The organism is Mucilaginibacter sp., assembly GCF_039925265.1.
Lineage (GTDB): Bacteria > Bacteroidota > Bacteroidia > Sphingobacteriales > Sphingobacteriaceae > Mucilaginibacter.
The window spans coordinates 17,801-34,996 of record NZ_JBDSZG010000066.1 but is presented as its reverse complement, the minus strand read 5'-3'; the positions used below and the strand labels follow the sequence as shown (position 1 = coordinate 34,996).

Sequence of the window (17,196 nt, the reverse complement as noted above, 5' to 3'; positions counted from 1 at the left end):
TTTAACATTAAAAACATTAACATGAGATCAATAAAATTACAAACTGCTTTTTGTATGTGGCTATTAGCAGTAATAGCGTCGGGTTGCAAGCAGGAAACACTTAACAAGCCTCTCACAAATAATACTAACGCCCCGGGTGTGGTTAGCAACGTGCAGGTAGAGAATAAAAATGGACAGTCTGTTTTAACCTATGCGCTACCTAGCGATGGCGACTTGTTTTATGTGAGGGCGGTTTACGAAACATCACCCGGCAAATCGCGCGAGGTGATTGCATCGCGCTATTCCAATACTTTAACGGTTGACGGTTTTGGCGATACAAATGAACACGTTGTAAAACTATACGCGGTTAACTCCAGCGAAACAGCCTCGGCACCGGTTAGTGTTACCGTAAAACCGTTAACGCCGCCATATATACTGGCATTTAATTCGCTTAAGGTAACAGCCACTTTTGGCGGGTTTAACATTGCCGCTGATAACCTTACTAAAGATAACCTGGCCATAGTACCCTTGGTTGATACGGCCAACAACGGGCAGTTTGTACAAACAAAGGGGATGGACAATGTTTACAGCAACAGCGTTGCAATTAAAGCATCGGTAAGAGGACAGCCTCCGATAAACAGGAAATATGCTTTTTTCGTTCGCGATAGGTTCCTGAACAAATCTGATACCTTGTTTTTAAATCTGACACCGTTTTTTGAGGAGCAATTTTCAAAGCTTGATTGGTCGGTTTATACACTGCCACAAGATGCTACAAACCTGTATTCGTATACAGATGTAACCAAGTTATTTAATAATGACGCTAACCCTTACTGGCCAAACTGCCTTTTCACCGTAGAAAGTGCAGGCAGCCCGCAAATGGTAACGATAGACCTTAGCAAACAACGTGTATTTAGCCGCCTTATACTTTACCCATACCAGGAACTCGGTAATGTGTTTTATGTAAGGGGAAACCCACGCGATTTTGAAATATGGGGCTCAAATTCGCCAAATCCTAATGGCAATTTGGATGCATCGTGGACAAAATTGGTTACCTGTAATGTGGTAAAACCATCGGGCGCCGCTTCCGGTACCGAAACAACTGCCGATTACAACTATGGGCACGAAGGATGGGGCTTTGATTTCCCGGCCGGGCTTTCAGCGTACAGGTATGTAAGGATCAGAAATTTACGTAACTGGACAGGTTCGTACTTTATGAGTATCGCCGAGTTTACGTTATTCGGTAAGTAAATAGTGTGTCGAGGCATTTTTAATCCAATTTCAATTATGAAACAATATAAAAAAATATCATACTGCCTTTTAGTGCTAATTGTATTTGCGTTTAGCGCCTGCACTAAAATGGATGATTACAAAAAGAAGTACGAACCAAACGGGGCAATTTCATACCCGGGTAAGCTGGATTCGGTACAGATATTCTCCGGCAGGAACAGGGTGCTGTTAACGGGCCTGTTTACATCAGATCCCAAAATTGTAAAATACAAAGTGTATTGGAACAGCAAGCAGGATTCGATAGAAACAGCGGTGACCCGTACAAATGGTGTGGATACAGCAAAATTGCTTATCCCCGGCCTGCCCGAAGGTGTTATGACCTTTGAGATACGTACTTATGACAACGAAGGGCATATATCTATCCCGGTAACTTTGGCCGGCAATGTATACGGCGAACAGTATCAGGCCTCTTTAGCTAACAGGGGGATAGCCAAGGCAGAACTCCAGGCAGATGGTTCGGCATTGATCAACTGGGCAGATGTAAACGCGGATGACGGATTGCTTTCCATGCAAATCAGATACACCGACGTCAACAATAAACTGCACGATACGCTGATTATCTCGCAGGTTACCGGCCAAAGTACATCACTGCCAAAATATAAGGCAGGCGCGTCTATCAGTTACCGCAGCGCTTTTAAACCAAATAAAACGGCAATTGATACTTTTTATACCGATTTTCAGGATCACAGCGTAAAAGCCGAAGTAACCAGCATATATTTATCAAACACCGGGCCTTTTACAAGGGCAACCCCGGGTGGGCGATGGGGCGTACTTGCTGCACCATGGATAACCAACGATGCGGCTAAAAATAAAGACGGCGGCACCAACGGAGGTTACGCATCTGATGAAGGCGGCGTTATCAACTGGGAAACATGGGGTAATACACCTGTGGTAAACGGTATAGTTTATCAGCCAACATCTGCGGCCTTACCGGCAGGCACATACCAGGTTTCGTTTAGTTATTATTCCGAGGTGCAGGCTAATTCAACGGTATATTGTGTTGCAGCAGCAGGTGGTACCGGTTTACCGGTGCTTGCTAACCTTACATCTTCACTGGGCTATGCAAGTATGTATAACGGTGCAGGTATAGGTAAAACATCTCCGAGTGCCAAAGAAACCAAAACCTTTGAGTTTGTACTAACCTCGCCGCAGGTGGTGTCGATAGGGTTTTTAGGGAATGTTGTGGGTAGCGGTAACCCGGGAAGTTATTTCCAGGTGTTAAACATCAAGTTGTTCAGGAATTAACAATTGTTATAACCCAGGGCATATATAGGCATTTTGGCTCTTTGGCGTCACTAACGCCTTTTTGAAGATAACGGAAATGAGATGCTGTGTGTCAGCGGTGCTATGATGATAAATACTATGCGGCCGGGTGGGATGCCCGGCAATAAAGAAGCTTGGTAAGTAGTAGAGGTTTATATAGTTGGTAAGCTCCGGGGGTAAAACCCCCGGGGCTTTTTTGTTGCACCCATCAGGGTAAATACGATAACGAGTTCAGGGGCCGCGCTGTTGTATAGATATGACGAGGCCGGCCTAATAGTTTTTTGGCTTTTTTAAATAAAAAAGCAAGCTGAAGTTAATTTTCATAAAATTTTAAGCATGAAAAAGTGAAACAAAATTAAGCTTGCAATCACACCTGTACAAAATGTTTAAAGTTTTAACTGATTGATTATCAAATTGTTGTGTCGTTTTTGTGAGTAAGGAATTTTTAGAACTTACTCACCGAATTACGCTCCTTTTTATTGCGAAATGGTGAATAAAATAGTCACTTGGCTAAAAAAACAAAAGCCTGCAAACTTTTGATTTGCAGGCTTTTGTTTTTTAGCATTGAATTTCGTGGAGCCGGACGGGGTACTGTCGAACAATTTATTCCCCTTTTATTTTTAGTTAGTTAATTGTAAATAAGGCAGTTATGTTACTTCTATATATTCACTTCTATTGTTTTAACTAAGGTCTTGTTAGCGATAAAATGATTAATAAATATTAATTGAACGAAATAATTCCCAGTAAAAATGTTCGACTGTCGAACATACCTTCATTTACAGTTAATTACAATTTAATACTCCGTAAATTATTTATTTACAGTTATTTATGATTTTTGATTGACGATCTTTTCAGGTAAGCACCCTTTTTTAATTAGTCAAAAGAGGTAGGTGAGTGTGCCATTCGTTTAACACTTGGGGTGAACCCCTATATTTCAAAGGATAGCTAGGGAACAACGGTTGTTGATTGTTCGCTATTAATCAACGCTTTATATATCTTAAATTTTACTGGGTCACCGAATAGGTCACCTTAAAATTGTTTCAATTAGCGCTTATGCTTATAATATAAATGTCGCAAAAACTATGGAATAAAACAAGCAATTCGCCTTTATAGGCACGGTATTATATTGAACTATAGAGAAATGGTTGTTTGCCGAATTGCCTGGCAATCATCACGCGTCCGGTAGCCATCGCGATGATAATCAGCGCAATTAAGCCAATAACAATTTCAAATAGCAAACGCATCATTGTATTTTAAGGGGAAGTAAATAATATTTAATTCATCGGCAGGGATAAGGGGGGCTTTAGTTCTTATTGCGGAAGAGTAGTTTGATTCGAAGCCATCCCGGATATTTTCCGCATCCGCCATTTATACAGTTCAAACCATATTACCGATATAAACCCAATAGCTATGCTTGTTGCCAGTTGAGGCAAGGTTAGCGGTTCGAAACCAAAGAAGTTTGTGAACGGGCTAAAGTAGTTGAGTGAGGCCGAAATAAGCAGGGTAGTTGCAATGATTAGCAATACCAAGTTGTTTTTATACCTAACGGTGGTAAACAACGAGTAAAAAAACGAACGATTAACCAATGTAAGTAGAATATTAGCGGTAATGAGGCAAGTAAATACCATGGTACGGGTAAGTTGTTCATCGGCTCCACTGCGTACGGCGTATCGGTAAGTGCCCAGCGTACCTAAAGTGATTGCCATGCCCTGTATAATACTGGTCGTTAATTCTTTCGCGTTAAAAAATGTTGTACTGAAAGGGCGGGGTTTTTGTAGCATGGTGTTTTTTTCCATGGGCTCGTTCTCATAAATTATGGAACAAGTTGGGCCCATGATAAGTTCCAGGAAGATGATATGCACGGGTGAAAATATATTAGGGTATATCCAACCCAAAGCCAGCGGAAGAAATACCGTTAATACAATGGGGATATGGATGGATATAATGTATTGTATCGCCTTTTTAAGGTTAGCATATATACGCCTGCCCATCGCTACTGCTTCCACCATTTTGGAGAGGTCGTCTTCCAACAATATCAACGATGCTGCCTGCTTGGCAATTTCGGTGCCTTTTTTACCCATAGCAATACCGATATGTGCAGCCTTTAAGGCAGGGCCGTCGTTTACCCCGTCGCCGGTCATCGCCACTATTTCGTTTTTGGCTTTTAGTGCATTAATGATCTTTAGCTTGGCATCAGGGAACATGCGGGTGAAAATGTTTACCGTTTCCACTTTCTCCCCAAGTTCTTTGTCGGGCAACTCCATCAGTGTATCGCCGCTAACGCGTTCATCAAAACCGTGGAAACCTATTTGGCGGGCTATAGCGCCGGTGGTTTCGGCATTATCGCCTGTAATGATTTTAACTGCAATACCCGCGTTATAAAAAGCCTGCAATACTTCACTGATGTTTTTCTTCGGCGGATCGTAAAAGGCAACCAAACCTTTAAATACAAAATCAAATTCCTGCTGTGTGGCCGGGAAATTATTACCTGCAAAATTTGCTTCGCCAACGCCCAGTACGCGGTAGCCGTCGGCAGCGAGTACCTCAATTGCCCCGGCAATCTGCCGTTTGTCACTGCTGTTTAAATGGCTAACGTTCATGAGTGCTTCGGGTGCTCCTTTAGCGGCTATAATGCGTTCGCCCCCTGCATTTTCAAACAGGTGGGTCATCATGGGTGGTTTGCCTCCCAGTGGATACTCGTGTATCATGTTATAATGGGGGCGTTCATCTGCAAGGCCGGTTTTTGAATAAGCATCGTGCAAGGCAATTTCCATCGGATCGAAAGGGATCGGTTCGCTCGCCCACATGGCCAATGTTACCAGTTGCTGCACAGTCGCATTGGAGATTTTTCCCGGGGCATCAACGATACAATTATCCGACAGTGTGTATACTTTTGCCAAGCTCATCTTATTTTCGGTCAGTGTGCCGGTTTTATCGGTGCATATCACCGATGCACTGCCTAGGGTTTCAACAGTTTTCATTTGTTTAACAACTATCCCCATTTTCATGAGCCGCCACGCACCAAGTGCCATAAAGGTGGTAAAGGCAACCGGGATCTCCTCAGGTAAAATGCTCATGGCCAGTGTGAGGGCTTTGATCAGGCTATCTAAAACACGCCCGGAATGAAAGTAATTGATACCCCACACAATCACGAAAACGATAAGCCCCGCGATCACCATTTTTCTTACAAAATTATTGATCTGCAACTCCAGCGGGGTCTTTTCTTCCTGTATAGATTCCAGTGTTTTACCAATTTCTCCCAGCCTGGTTTGGTTACCTATAGCGGTTATGGTTACGATAGCCAGTCCGCTTGCTACCATAGTTCCGTGGAAAATTAAATTGTCTGCGGATGAACTATCTTTATATACGGCTAAAGATTCGCCGGTAAGGATACTTTCGTTTACCGAAAAATCATTGGAATGTACAATAACGCCATCTGCGGTTATAGCAGTTCCTTCCTCTACCATCAGGCTGTCGCCAACTACCACGTCCTCGCTCTTTATTTCTAAAACTTCGCCGTTCCTGATCACTTTACATTTTGGCTGCGAAAAATCTTTTAGTTTTTCGAGCGCGTTGCGGCTGCGTGAATCCTGGTATAACGAGATACCTGCAACCAAAACAATTGCCGAAGCCAGAAAAATGCCGTCGCCGGGTTTACCGCTGATAAAGTAAATACAAGAGGTAACCAGTAGTAAAATAACCATCGGTTCCTTTGCCAGGCCTTTCAGGGCATCAACAAAACCATTTTCTTTTTTAAACGACAGTCTGTTTGCCCCATGTTTTGCCCTTGATGTAATCACCTCATCGTCGCGCAGTCCTTTTACGCCAAAATTATTTATCGCCATTTATTTTATGGGTTAATATGGATGTTGCCGTTACGGAATAATAACAGCCAATTTAAATAGATTGACCATTATAAGTGTATGCCAATCATGTAAAGCAGCAACAGGCAATGTTAAGGCAGTTTTACTGTACGATTAGCATTTTCCGAAAAGTCATTCCCGAAAAGTATTGTTTTTATAGGTTTTTTTTCGAGTGTAAATATGCCTCTTTATTCAAATAAAATACGTGATGAGCATCACCAATTGGCTTGATTTCGAATACTTAAAATGCCTGATTAGTTACTGATTTTTGACAAAAAATAAAACCAGGCGTACATCCGCGCGCTCCTTACATAAAGGCCTATAATCGGCACCATAATGGGTGCACTTGTTATGTTCACGGGATTTGGAAAAAGCAATATGACGCTGATTGCGGCTTATAACGTTTTAATTATACCTGTAATCGGTGTCGGCATAGCTTATGCAGGCGCGCACTGCAAAAACGCTTAAAAATTCAAACCATGATAAAAGAAATGCCCTTGACCGTGAAACGGGCCGTAGAACTAATTGGCCTGTTTGTTTTGGGAACAATTGTAGTCGCCGGAAATACGATCATCATGCCCCTGTTAATGGCATTTTTTTTCAGCCTGATGCTTTTACCGGTATTCCGGTTTTTTAGGAGACTAAAAGTGCCGGAAGCTATTGCCGTTTTTTTACCGATATTATTATTAACAATTGCTTTAGCGCTTATTATTTGGCTGTTCTCCAGCCAGATTGGTGCTCTATTAAATGATTTTCCGAAGATACAGCACACCGTGGCCAAGCATTTGGACAACTTAAGTATCTGGATCAGCAAGTCGTATGGGTACTCCCCGGCAGACCAGGTGACATTTATTAATGAGCAAAGCAAAAAAATGTTTACTTCCCTTGGTGGTATTTTAAGCGGCGCGGCAGGCTCGTTATCGGGCGTGGTGATATTTATGGGCTTGCTTCCTATCTATATCTACCTCATCATTTTGTATAGAAATCTTTTTTTAAAATTTCTGCTGATGTGGTTTAAAAAAGAGGAATTTCAAAATGTTGAGGAGGCCGTAAGGCAGACTGAAAAAATGGTTAAAAGCTACCTTATCGGGCTTTTGATACAGATCAGCTATATAATTATCCTGTTAGGCGGCTCATTATGGCTTTTTGGCATCCAAAATGCGTTGCTGATTGGTATCATTTTCGCCTTTCTGAACCTCATCCCATACCTGGGCGCTTTAATAGGCAATATTTTAGGGGTATTACTAACGCTTGCTTCATCGGATAGTATTACAGATGTACTGGTAGTACTGGGAGCAATTACGGCGGTACAGTTACTGGACAATAATATTTTAATGCCGCGTGTAGTGGGTTCGCAGGTGAAGATCAACCCGCTTGTTTCCATTGTTGGCATTATCATCGGTGGCGTAATGGCTGGCCTGTCGGGCATGTTTTTGGCCATGCCTGTACTATCTATTTTAAAGATTGTATTTGAGCGAAGCGATAAGTATAAGCAATGGGGTGTATTGCTGGGTGATGAGCGGCCGCTAAAAAGTCAGATGCAAGCTTAATCCTTTTGTTTATTCATTTTCCGGACGGCTTTGTAAGACTGTATAACAACCAACGGCAGCAAGCTAATTGCTATTGTAATTGCCCATAATTTAAAGGGAAGTACCGATAGATCTAACACCAACCTCATGCCCGGGATAGCGAAAACCATGAAGGCGAGGGCGCTGCAAATAAATAGCGCGATCCATACGAATTTATTCCTGGTGATCTCGTTTTTCAAGAACCCGGAATCATCTGAGGACATATTGAACACATGAAATAACTGTGCAAACGTGAGCGTTATAAACGCCACGTTATTACACACTTTGTCATCAGCATGAAGCACATCTTTACAATAAACCACTGCAATAACCACCGCCGAGGTGATGGCTGCCGAATATAAGGCAATAACCAGCCAGCCTTTATTGGTGATGATGTTTTTCTTAGGGTCACGGGGCGGTTCTTTCATTACTGTTTTATCACCGGTGCCCAAGCCTAATGCCAGCGCGGGGAATATGTCGGTCACCATATTCAAGAACAGGATTTGCAACGGCAGTAAAGTTGCACCGGGGGTTATAATGCCTAACACAGTTACAATAAATATTTCGCTCAGGTTGCAGGATATCAGGTAAACCACAAACTTTTGAATGTTCTGAAAGATCTCCCTTCCGTGTGCCACCGCTTCGGCAATGGAGGTAAAAGAATCATCTTTCAATATAATACTGGCAGTTTCCTTAGCTACCTGGGTACCCCTGATGCCCATGGCAATTCCAACATCCGCTTTCTTTAATGCCGGTGCGTCATTTACCCCATCGCCGGTCATGGCAACTATAAAGCCCGCTTTTTGAAAAACGCCTGCAATTTCCAGTTTTTGCCCGGGGGAGGCACGCGCAAAAACTGCAGTATTTAATATCTTTTTTATCCACGCTTTTGTTAATGATCCACTTTTTGGCAGCTCTTTACCGGTGATCACATTTTTGTCACTTTCGTCAATTAAACCAACCGTTCTGGCAATATTCAGGGCTGTTTGCGGGTGGTCGCCAGTGATCATTACTATTTTAATACCTGCATTTCTGCAATTCAATATAGCTCCTTTAATATCTATACGGGGAGGGTCAAGAAAGCCGGCCATTCCTACATAAATCATATCATCCATATAATTATGTTCGTTGATCAGTTTACCTGGCCGGTAAGCAAATGCCAGCACCCGAAGGCCGCCGGCTGCCATTTGCGTTGACTTTAGCAAGATGGCTTTACGGGTTTCGCTATCAAGTGTTTTAATGGCCGCACCCGATTGTACCTGACGGCATTTTTCCAACAATCGTTCCACGGAGCCCTTGGCGGCTGCAAATTTTCCTGATGGTGATTGGTGCAAAGTACCCATCATCATCATCTCCGAACTAAATGGTACCTCTGCGATACGTACATATTGCTTTTTTAAAGCATCCGTATCCAAGCCCTCGGCAATGGCTATTTTCAGTAGCGCAACCTCAACCGGGTCGCCTGAAAATTTTGTTCGCTTATCGCCGTCTTCAGTCTCTATTAGTGCATTGTTACATAAAACGCCGGTTAGTAATAGTTTATCAAAATTTTCGGTGCTTAACTTAATTTCCCCTTCAGGGAATATTAGCAGGTTGTTTTCAATATGTACTTTAACGGTTTCATCCCGAAACGCGAAGGTATCGGCATATATCTTGTTTTCGGTTAGGGTTCCCGTTTTATCTGTGAGGATAACCCCGGTGCTTCCCAGCGTTTCTACAGCAGATAGCTTTTTCACGATGGCGTTACGGCGGGCCATCAGCAGCATGCCGTAGGACAAGGCTACTGTAGCAACAATGGGCAACCCTTCTGGTATTGCAGCCACCGCCAGCGCAATGGAGGTTTCTATAATAGTTAATACTGCTTTACCCTGTATAAAGCCGGTTACTGCAAATATGGCGGTCATGCCAATGGTTATCCATATCAGTTTTCGGCTTAACTTATTCAGTTTTTTGTCTAAAGGCGTGGCTGTATCAGCCGAGCTTTCTACCAGGGAAGTTATGGTGCCTAATTGCGTGTTTGCGGCTATTCCGGTAACCAACATTTTGCCGCTGCCATTAATTACCGAAGTCCCCTTAAAAACCATGTTATGCTGGTCGCCTACAACGGTGTTTTCCGTTAGTGCATCAATAGTTTTATCCGAAGGGAGTGACTCACCTGTAAGCGATGATTCATCGCATTGTAACCGGTTAACGGTAATTAAACGCCCATCAGCGGGTATAATATCGCCTGCTTCCAGCGGAATGAGGTCTCCCGGGGCTAATTGTTCAGATGGTATTGACCTTGCTTTACCATCCCGGATAACCTTTGCCAGGATGATGTCCATCTTTTTGAGTGCATTCATGGAGCTTCGGGCTTGCATCTCCATAAAAAAGCCAATAAGGGCGTTAATCAATATAACGGCCAAAATGGCTGTCGTTTCTAAAATGTCTTGAAATAAAGGGAAACAGCGGCTCCAACAATTAAAAGGTAAACAATGGGGCTTTTAAATTGAAACAGCAGGATAAGCCACGGGCTTTTTTGCTTTTGGGTTTTATAGCTATTAGGGCCATAGGTATGGCTGCGCTTTTCAGCTTCGTGGTGGGTGATCCCCTCAATAGTATTGGCTTGTAATAGGTTTGCTACGTCATCAACCGGTAATGAAAAAGGCTGGTTCAAAGGGTATTTCATTATCATGCTGAAATTGGTTTTATTCATCGCCGCTCAAAGAAAAAGGTGGAAGGCAGGGTTTATCTGCCTTCCACCTTTTTACTGAAGGTAAGTAAAGGGATTTTTCCATAAAAGGAGTATTCTTCGGCATTGGAAGGGAAAAATAACTTTTCAAACATCGGTCTTGACTGGTGGGTGAATAGCACCAAAAGAGAAGGTTTGCTTACCTTGATAGCATCGTCTATATCTTCAAGCAAAGCGTTTGTTGTATTTCTTTTGCGGTTTAGCAGGCTAACTTTGTAATCTGTTTTTTTCTGCAGCGTGGCTTCCGTCAGTTCCTTATCGTAAGCGAATTCATCGGGATAAGAAATATGCATCATCTCTACACTCGCATGTATGGGCCTTGCAAACTCAACTACTTTTTTAAGTTCGTCTTCATAGTTGGTCATATCCGATGCATAAAGAATGTGTTTTAATTCTTTTAAGTGGTAAGCGCTGGGTATACATAAAACCGGTACGGCAGAGCTGCCAATCAATTTAGCGGTATGTGTGCCAAATACTTTTGTTATGGTACCGGCACCGCGCGTACTGATGCAGATGTAAGAACAATTGTGCTTATTTGCATAATCCATTATCCCTTCCGCCACATCGGTGTTGGATACCATTATCAATTGATGATTGATTTCGCGTTCATGAATACCATCATATATGTCGCCGATAAATGACGTTAATTCTGTTACAGTTTTCTTTCTGAACGTGTCGCCATACTCTTCAAATTGTTTTTCGCTCCAATTAAAAGGCTTTAAAAGATGATAAACGTGCAGAATAATTAATTCCGCTTTGCGCTGCCTGGCCAGTTTAATAGAAAAACGAATGGCCGCCTTTGAATTGGCGGACTGATCTGTAGTAACAAGTATCTTTTCCATAGTTTGATTATTAAGTACAATTAAGAAATTTCGTATTTGGAATGTAACACGCGGGGGCTAATATTTAAGGATTTGCAAACAGGCGTTTAAACACAAAGTATACCACAGGCGCAAGATTTTTAGTTGTTAGCGTCACGGATTTGGGTGAATTGGTTTTTGATACCGTATAAGCGCAGTTCTAAAAGAGGATCTAAATTATAAACATCATTATAGGTAATTAAGGCCCCATCAATCATTTCACAGGTTAAATATGCAATTACAATCTCTGTCCCTTTTTTTAGGTTAAAGGTTTTTACCTGTTTCTTTTTCAATGTTTTAAGTAAAATAGCTAATCTATAAAGAGAGCCGTCATTAGCTGATAAAAACTGAGCAAGTTTATCAGGTTGCGCTAACTCGATATTCCCACCGGTAAACCGTTGCCCGGGTGCCTGGAAAGATTGGCTGCCCGTTGTACCGTAGATATACGGATTGGTATAGTTGGATAAACGGAAAAGGAAGCCGTTTGGATGATTTGGCTTATTGCCGGTTATGGTAAAGGAAGTGATTACGGTTTTTAAAGCCGCTGTGGGAATTGCCGGAGCGCTAACGTTAATATTAATTTTATAGGTGCTGCCTTTTGAATGGAAGGTTAAGTTAGAAGCCGCCAGATTAACATCGATATAGGTAGTGGAATCATGTGTGATCCACCTTAACCGTTCCATATTTATAGCCATTTTGCGAATAGTGCTGTCCGGAGTATCATAACAATCCAGGTCATAAACACCCGTTAATAAACGCATGTGCTTTTGCAGGTTAACATAGGCAGCCGATTTTGGTTGCGCAAGTTCTACAGCACTCATAAAGTCTTTTTGAGCCATAGCGTACTGTAGTACGCTCCCGCTAACATTGTTTGGGGCAATGCCTAAATCTATCCCATTGGTTGAATGATAAGGGTTGAGTTTGCCGTAATGCAAATTGTTTATCAGCGTTATCATGGCATCTGTAAGCATCATATCGAAAAAAGCCTTTTCTCTGATACCCTCGTTACTACCCAGCTTTACCAACTTATTCAACCTTTCATATGTCAGTATCTTTGAGTGATAATCAGATGGGTTTAAACCGTATTGAATAACACAGTCTAAGAACATCATTGCTTCCCCTGCATGGGTTTTTACCGTTTCCGGCGCAACAAAAGCCAGCTTGAACCCGGTGCTTTGATAAAATCGGGATACTGACAGCGGGTAATATAAGCCATACTTATGTTTTGCAAGTTGTGATCTGATCATTTCAGACAAAGCGGTGTCTCGTTCTGCGCTGTCCTCCTTGTCGATTTTTAAGGTTGTGCCGGCCGCTTTAGCATTAGTAATTAAATAGAGCATCAGAAATACGGTGCCGATTATAATGCCCATATTGCCAAAAGCTTTAAAACACGGGCCGGATCTAATAGATTTTTGCATGATGAGTTTTGTAAAACACGCGTAGCGTGTTAGGCTAAAATGGTTGGTAATGGTTAGTTTGATAGAATTATGCGGGCATTACCATTAGTGGTATCGATAGCTTGCCGGCCATATTCTGCGTATGGCTTCCGTTGATTAGCGAATCAAAGAAACCATGTTGCCGGTGATGCATCGCCAGCATATCTATCTGCCCATGCTCGCACAACCATTTCAAACCCTTCTCTATATTTTCGCTTTTAACAATTCTATAGTAGATGTTTGGATAATCCGCTTTGTTAGATAGTTCGGTTAAAAAATTATCCATCCATTTTTTTAAGCGGACAGTTTGATGCTTTTCATCCTGAATGTGGACGATCAGGATCTCCGCATCCAATTCTTTAGCCAATGGAATTAGTTTGTATACTTCGCTCAGGTCGCTTTGGGCGTTTTCCAGATCAACGGCGAACGCGATCTTTTTTACGGGGTTGGCATTAGCGTTATTTGGCACTATTACCAATATTTGGGTTGCAGCGTCAATCATTCGTTTGCTATGGTTTCCTAACATGAAAGTGCTCAGCCCGTCGCTGTGGTGATCGCCCATCACTACCAGATCTACAAATTCTGTATTTATAATTTGGTTAACAACATCCAGGAATAGCCCGCATTCGTTCACAATAGTAACTACAGGTTTAAATCCTTCAAAACGATCATTTACCTGAAGCCTGGTTTTTAGTTTCGCCAATTCGTCCGCACTGTCCTTCAGGAGCACATCGCTTTCGTCCATAGGCCATACAATAACGCCGGCTTGTGGTAATTCGGCAGGCACAGTTACAACGTTGCACAAAATAATATTCGCCCTCAACTGTTTAGCCAGGAAATAGCCGTAGTCTACGGCATGCGTTGCATCGGCGGAAAAATCGGTTGGAATGAGAATCTTTTTCATGGTTTTGATGGTTAACTTCTATTATCAAATCTCATCAATTCGGGGCCGGTAGCTAATGACCTGCGTCATGGTTTAAAATGATATTGCACAAGAAGAAAAGCTCTTCGCTATAATTTTTCGACTCGTAAATATTTGTGGTTATCGTACTTTCATCACATTTACTTCTGCTTTGAAATTTAATTAATTAAAAATTACACTCTTTTTAGTGCTATCTTTAAGCTCTGCATTACTACTCATCGGTTTTTACATACCCCTAATGGATATAAGCAACATTCCTTTTCCAATTTTAACTTTTGCCGATGAAGTGAATAAAACTATCCTGGAGGAATCCGGTATTTGTGGGGTTTGCACTGATGAGGACTTAAAAGTTCTGCGATCGTTTGGTGCTATAGCCAAATACCTTAAAAAGGAAATATTTAACAGTAATTTAAACGACTTGCTGCCCGATGATGTATCGTTAACCGTTAAAGCCGCAGCATATAAAGCGTTGAAGAGTAACCAACGTATTTTACTCGGTGGTTTGAAATTTGAGGATGATAACGGAATTGCCGAACATAAGGTAGATGTTGTAATTCGGCCATTCCTAAAGCAGCAAACCACCAATAAATTCTTATTGATCTTGTTTTCCGATGGTAAAAGTAAATCTGCAAAAGTAGTTCCAATAACGAAGGCCGCAATTGCAAAATTAAGTAAGGCGCATTTATCGGCTTTGGAACTTGAACTGAACGATGCAAAGCAAGAACTGGAGATAGCACTTGAGCAGATCGCATCCACAAACGAAAATATGCAGTCTTTTAACGAGGAACTCTTATCTGCCAATGAAGAAATGCAAAGTGCCAACGAAGAACTTCAATCTGTAAACGAAGAATCGCAGACAATTAATAAAGAGCAGCAGATAACCAATTCAGAACTAACAGAACTTAATGACGACCTGAATAACTATTTCAGAAGTAACATTAACGGGCAGTTATTTGTGGACCATGAACTGTTGCTTAAGAAGTATTCTCCCAGCGCTGCCAAATTGATCAATATCAGGGAAAGCGACATCGGAAGGCCCTTGAATAATATCACCACCAATATTAAAGTTGAAACATTAATAGCAGATATTAAAATGGTTATTGGCAGTAGCCAGACTATAACGAGGGAGGCAGAATCATCGGACGGAAAGATCTACCAGGTAATGACCATGCCCTATGTAAGGAAGGATAAAAAAAGGGCCGATGGGGCTGTGATTAGTTTTTACGATATCACGGAACTAAAAAAGCTGTTGCAGGCTTTAGATATCAGCAATAAGAATTTACAGGAATCTGTTAGGGCCTTGGAAGATGGTAAAGAACAAGTTAACCAGTCATTAAAGAAAGAGCGCGAACTCAATCATCTAAAAAGCCGTTTTGTATCTATGGCTTCGCACGAGTTCCGTACACCGCTGAGTTCTATACAGCTATCCGCGATCCTGATCGAAAAATATGCTCAGCCTTATCAAAATCCAAATATTGATAAACACATTGCGAAGATAAGGGCCACTTTGGGGAACGTTAATGGTATTTTAAACGATTTTCTATCACTCGAAAGGCTTGAAAGCGGAAAAATTGATTGTGTTTTGGATTTCCTGGATATCATTCCGTTTGCAGAGGAGATCACAGAACAAATGCAGATGACCGCCAAACAAAACCAGCAAATTGTTTACTCGCATAAGGGGGAAGTAACCACGGCTCAACTGGATAAGGCATTATTGAAAAATTGCATCATTAACCTGATAAGTAATGCCGTTAAATACTCAGGAGAAAATACAACCATAAGATTTCATACCGAAAGTACCTTGGAGCGGTTAGTAATAACGGTGACAGATAATGGTATAGGGATACCTTTAGAAGATCAGCAGCACTTATTTGAAGCATTTTTTAGAGCTCATAATACCGGTAATATTCCCGGCACCGGCTTGGGGTTAAATATTGTAACCCGTTACGTTGGATTAATGAACGGAGCCATTAGTTTTGAGAGTAAAGTTGGCCAGGGTACCGCTTTTACTATTTCGCTGCCAATAGTTAATTAAGGCCGGCTCCCGAAATACCAGGTTTAAGATGCCTTTAACGCTATAAAATCAGTTAATTCCTTTTCCAGCAAGGCTTTATTATATTCCGGTGAATCGAAATCGCCCGAAATGGTAATTTCATCGTCGTTTACGGTAACCGAGAAAACAGCCCCTTCAATAACTTCGGGAAACATTACGTTGATCACATCATAAACATGTGCGAAGTCTATGCTAAGTTCAGAGCCCAGTCTTTGATTAATATAATCCGGAAACTCTTTTTTCAGCAGGTCGAAAAGTTTTTCGGCGCTTAAGGGATGAACGTTTTTAATATTGGCCATAATATTTTGTTAATGAAGATATAAATGATCGAAATGCAATTGAAGCGAAGGTATGACCACATTTTGTTACCAAGGGTGACTTTCATCAGCTAAAAGCGTGACCTGGCGCATTGTTGAAACTTTGTGATAATAATGTGGGTATAGTGACGACGGTCACCTACTATGTCACTATTAAGCAGGAGGTTTGCGTAATAAATTGTAAGCAGTGCATGAGAACGGATGAAGAGATTCTGAGGGATGTAACGGATGAACTTAAATGGGACCCCATACTCCAAAATGCCAATATTGGTATGAATGTACATGATGGGATAGTTACTTTGACCGGAAACGTAGATAGTTACGGCAAAAGGGTGGCAGCTGAAAATGCCGTTTGGGCGGTTAAAGGGGTAACAGCCGTTGCGGAAGAACTTAACGTACAACTGGCACCACACGATGTTGTTTCGGATTATATGGTAGCCAAAAATATTTTAATGGCGTTCAAACTCAATACTTATGTACCCGAAGGTGAGATTAAAATTGCAGTTACTAACGGCAATGTTAAACTGGCCGGAGAGGTTGACTGGAATTTTCAAAAAGACCAGGCAGATAACACCATTAATAACTTGCGGGGAACTAAAAGCAGCGTTAACAGCATAACCATAAAGCCAGAGGATTAGCAACCCCAACCTGGTGACCAACATTAGAAAGACGCTTGAAAGGAGTGGAGATTTCGCTGCCGATAAAACACAGGTAATTACCAGGGGAACTAAAGTTATCCTCAATGGCACTATCCGATCCCGCTTGGAGAAACAAGCGGTGGAAAGAGTAACCTGGCTTACACCAGGCGTATCCATGGTTGATAATCATTTAATAATCAATTCATCAAAAATATAAGTAACATCAATACAGATGCTTATCAGTACATTGCCTAACCCCGGTCCTAATCGGATATAAAC

13 protein-coding genes are annotated in these 17,196 nt (G+C 41.7%); 6 read left to right on the top strand and 7 right to left on the bottom strand.

Annotated elements, in window-relative coordinates; translation table 11 throughout:
* Window positions 1–21: 21 nt before the first annotated feature.
* Complete coding sequence (locus tag ABIX36_RS27190) at window positions 22–1,227, top strand: DUF5000 domain-containing lipoprotein (protein WP_348085319.1); 1,206 nt, start codon at window positions 22–24, stop codon at window positions 1,225–1,227.
* Between the two features lie 36 nt (window positions 1,228–1,263).
* Window positions 1,264–2,511 (top strand): DUF4998 domain-containing protein, encoded by a 1,248-nt coding sequence (locus tag ABIX36_RS27185; protein WP_348085318.1) that lies wholly within the window; start codon window positions 1,264–1,266, stop codon window positions 2,509–2,511.
* A 1,328-nt stretch (window positions 2,512–3,839) separates the two neighbouring features.
* On the opposite strand, the gene ABIX36_RS27180 is transcribed toward ABIX36_RS27185, so the two are convergent.
* Window positions 3,840–6,374, bottom strand: coding sequence for a cation-translocating P-type ATPase (locus tag ABIX36_RS27180; protein ID WP_348085317.1), 2,535 nt, complete (start codon window positions 6,372–6,374; stop codon window positions 3,840–3,842).
* A 497-nt stretch (window positions 6,375–6,871) separates the two neighbouring features.
* Here ABIX36_RS27180 and ABIX36_RS27175 point away from each other — a divergent pair, with 497 nt between their 5' ends.
* Window positions 6,872–7,942: an AI-2E family transporter gene (locus ABIX36_RS27175; protein WP_348085316.1), complete on the top strand. Its 1,071-nt coding sequence runs from the start codon at window positions 6,872–6,874 to the stop codon at window positions 7,940–7,942.
* Here the strand turns inward: ABIX36_RS27175 and ABIX36_RS27170 are convergent.
* From ABIX36_RS27170 to ABIX36_RS27150, 5 genes are all read right to left on the bottom strand, one after another.
* On the bottom strand, window positions 7,939–10,320 hold the full coding sequence (locus ABIX36_RS27170) for a cation-transporting P-type ATPase (protein ID WP_348085336.1): 2,382 nt from the start codon (window positions 10,318–10,320) through the stop codon (window positions 7,939–7,941). The two genes, ABIX36_RS27175 and ABIX36_RS27170, sit on opposite strands and share 4 nt — an antisense overlap.
* A gap of 59 nt (window positions 10,321–10,379) precedes the next feature.
* On the bottom strand, window positions 10,380–10,634 hold the full coding sequence (locus ABIX36_RS27165) for a cation-transporting P-type ATPase (protein WP_348085315.1): 255 nt from the start codon (window positions 10,632–10,634) through the stop codon (window positions 10,380–10,382).
* Between the two features lie 53 nt (window positions 10,635–10,687).
* Window positions 10,688–11,533: a universal stress protein gene (locus ABIX36_RS27160; RefSeq protein WP_348085314.1), complete on the bottom strand. Its 846-nt coding sequence runs from the start codon at window positions 11,531–11,533 to the stop codon at window positions 10,688–10,690.
* Window positions 11,534–11,652: 119 nt separating this feature from the next.
* Window positions 11,653–12,921, bottom strand: coding sequence for a hypothetical protein (locus ABIX36_RS27155; protein ID WP_348085313.1), 1,269 nt, complete (start codon window positions 12,919–12,921; stop codon window positions 11,653–11,655).
* Window positions 12,922–13,036: 115 nt separating this feature from the next.
* Window positions 13,037–13,891, bottom strand: coding sequence for a universal stress protein (locus ABIX36_RS27150; RefSeq protein ID WP_348085312.1), 855 nt, complete (start codon window positions 13,889–13,891; stop codon window positions 13,037–13,039).
* 256 nt (window positions 13,892–14,147) lie between these two features.
* Between ABIX36_RS27150 and ABIX36_RS27145 the strand changes: the two genes are divergently transcribed.
* Window positions 14,148–15,944, top strand: a complete 1,797-nt coding sequence (locus ABIX36_RS27145) for an ATP-binding protein (protein ID WP_348085311.1) — start codon at window positions 14,148–14,150, stop codon at window positions 15,942–15,944.
* Between the two features lie 23 nt (window positions 15,945–15,967).
* Here the strand turns inward: ABIX36_RS27145 and ABIX36_RS27140 are convergent, their stop codons facing one another.
* Window positions 15,968–16,261 carry a hypothetical protein gene (locus tag ABIX36_RS27140; RefSeq protein WP_348085310.1) on the bottom strand — a complete coding sequence of 98 codons (294 nt, stop codon included), beginning with the start codon at window positions 16,259–16,261 and terminating at the stop codon, window positions 15,968–15,970.
* A gap of 209 nt (window positions 16,262–16,470) precedes the next feature.
* On the opposite strand from ABIX36_RS27140, the gene ABIX36_RS27135 reads away from it, so the two are divergent.
* Both ABIX36_RS27135 and ABIX36_RS27130 read left to right on the top strand, forming a co-directional pair.
* The gene (locus ABIX36_RS27135; RefSeq protein ID WP_348085309.1) at window positions 16,471–16,917 is read left to right on the top strand and encodes a BON domain-containing protein; all 447 of its coding nucleotides are present in this window, start codon (window positions 16,471–16,473) and stop codon (window positions 16,915–16,917) included.
* A 13-nt stretch (window positions 16,918–16,930) separates the two neighbouring features.
* Complete coding sequence (locus ABIX36_RS27130) at window positions 16,931–17,134, top strand: BON domain-containing protein (protein ID WP_348085308.1); 204 nt, start codon at window positions 16,931–16,933, stop codon at window positions 17,132–17,134.
* Window positions 17,135–17,196 lie beyond the last annotated feature (62 nt).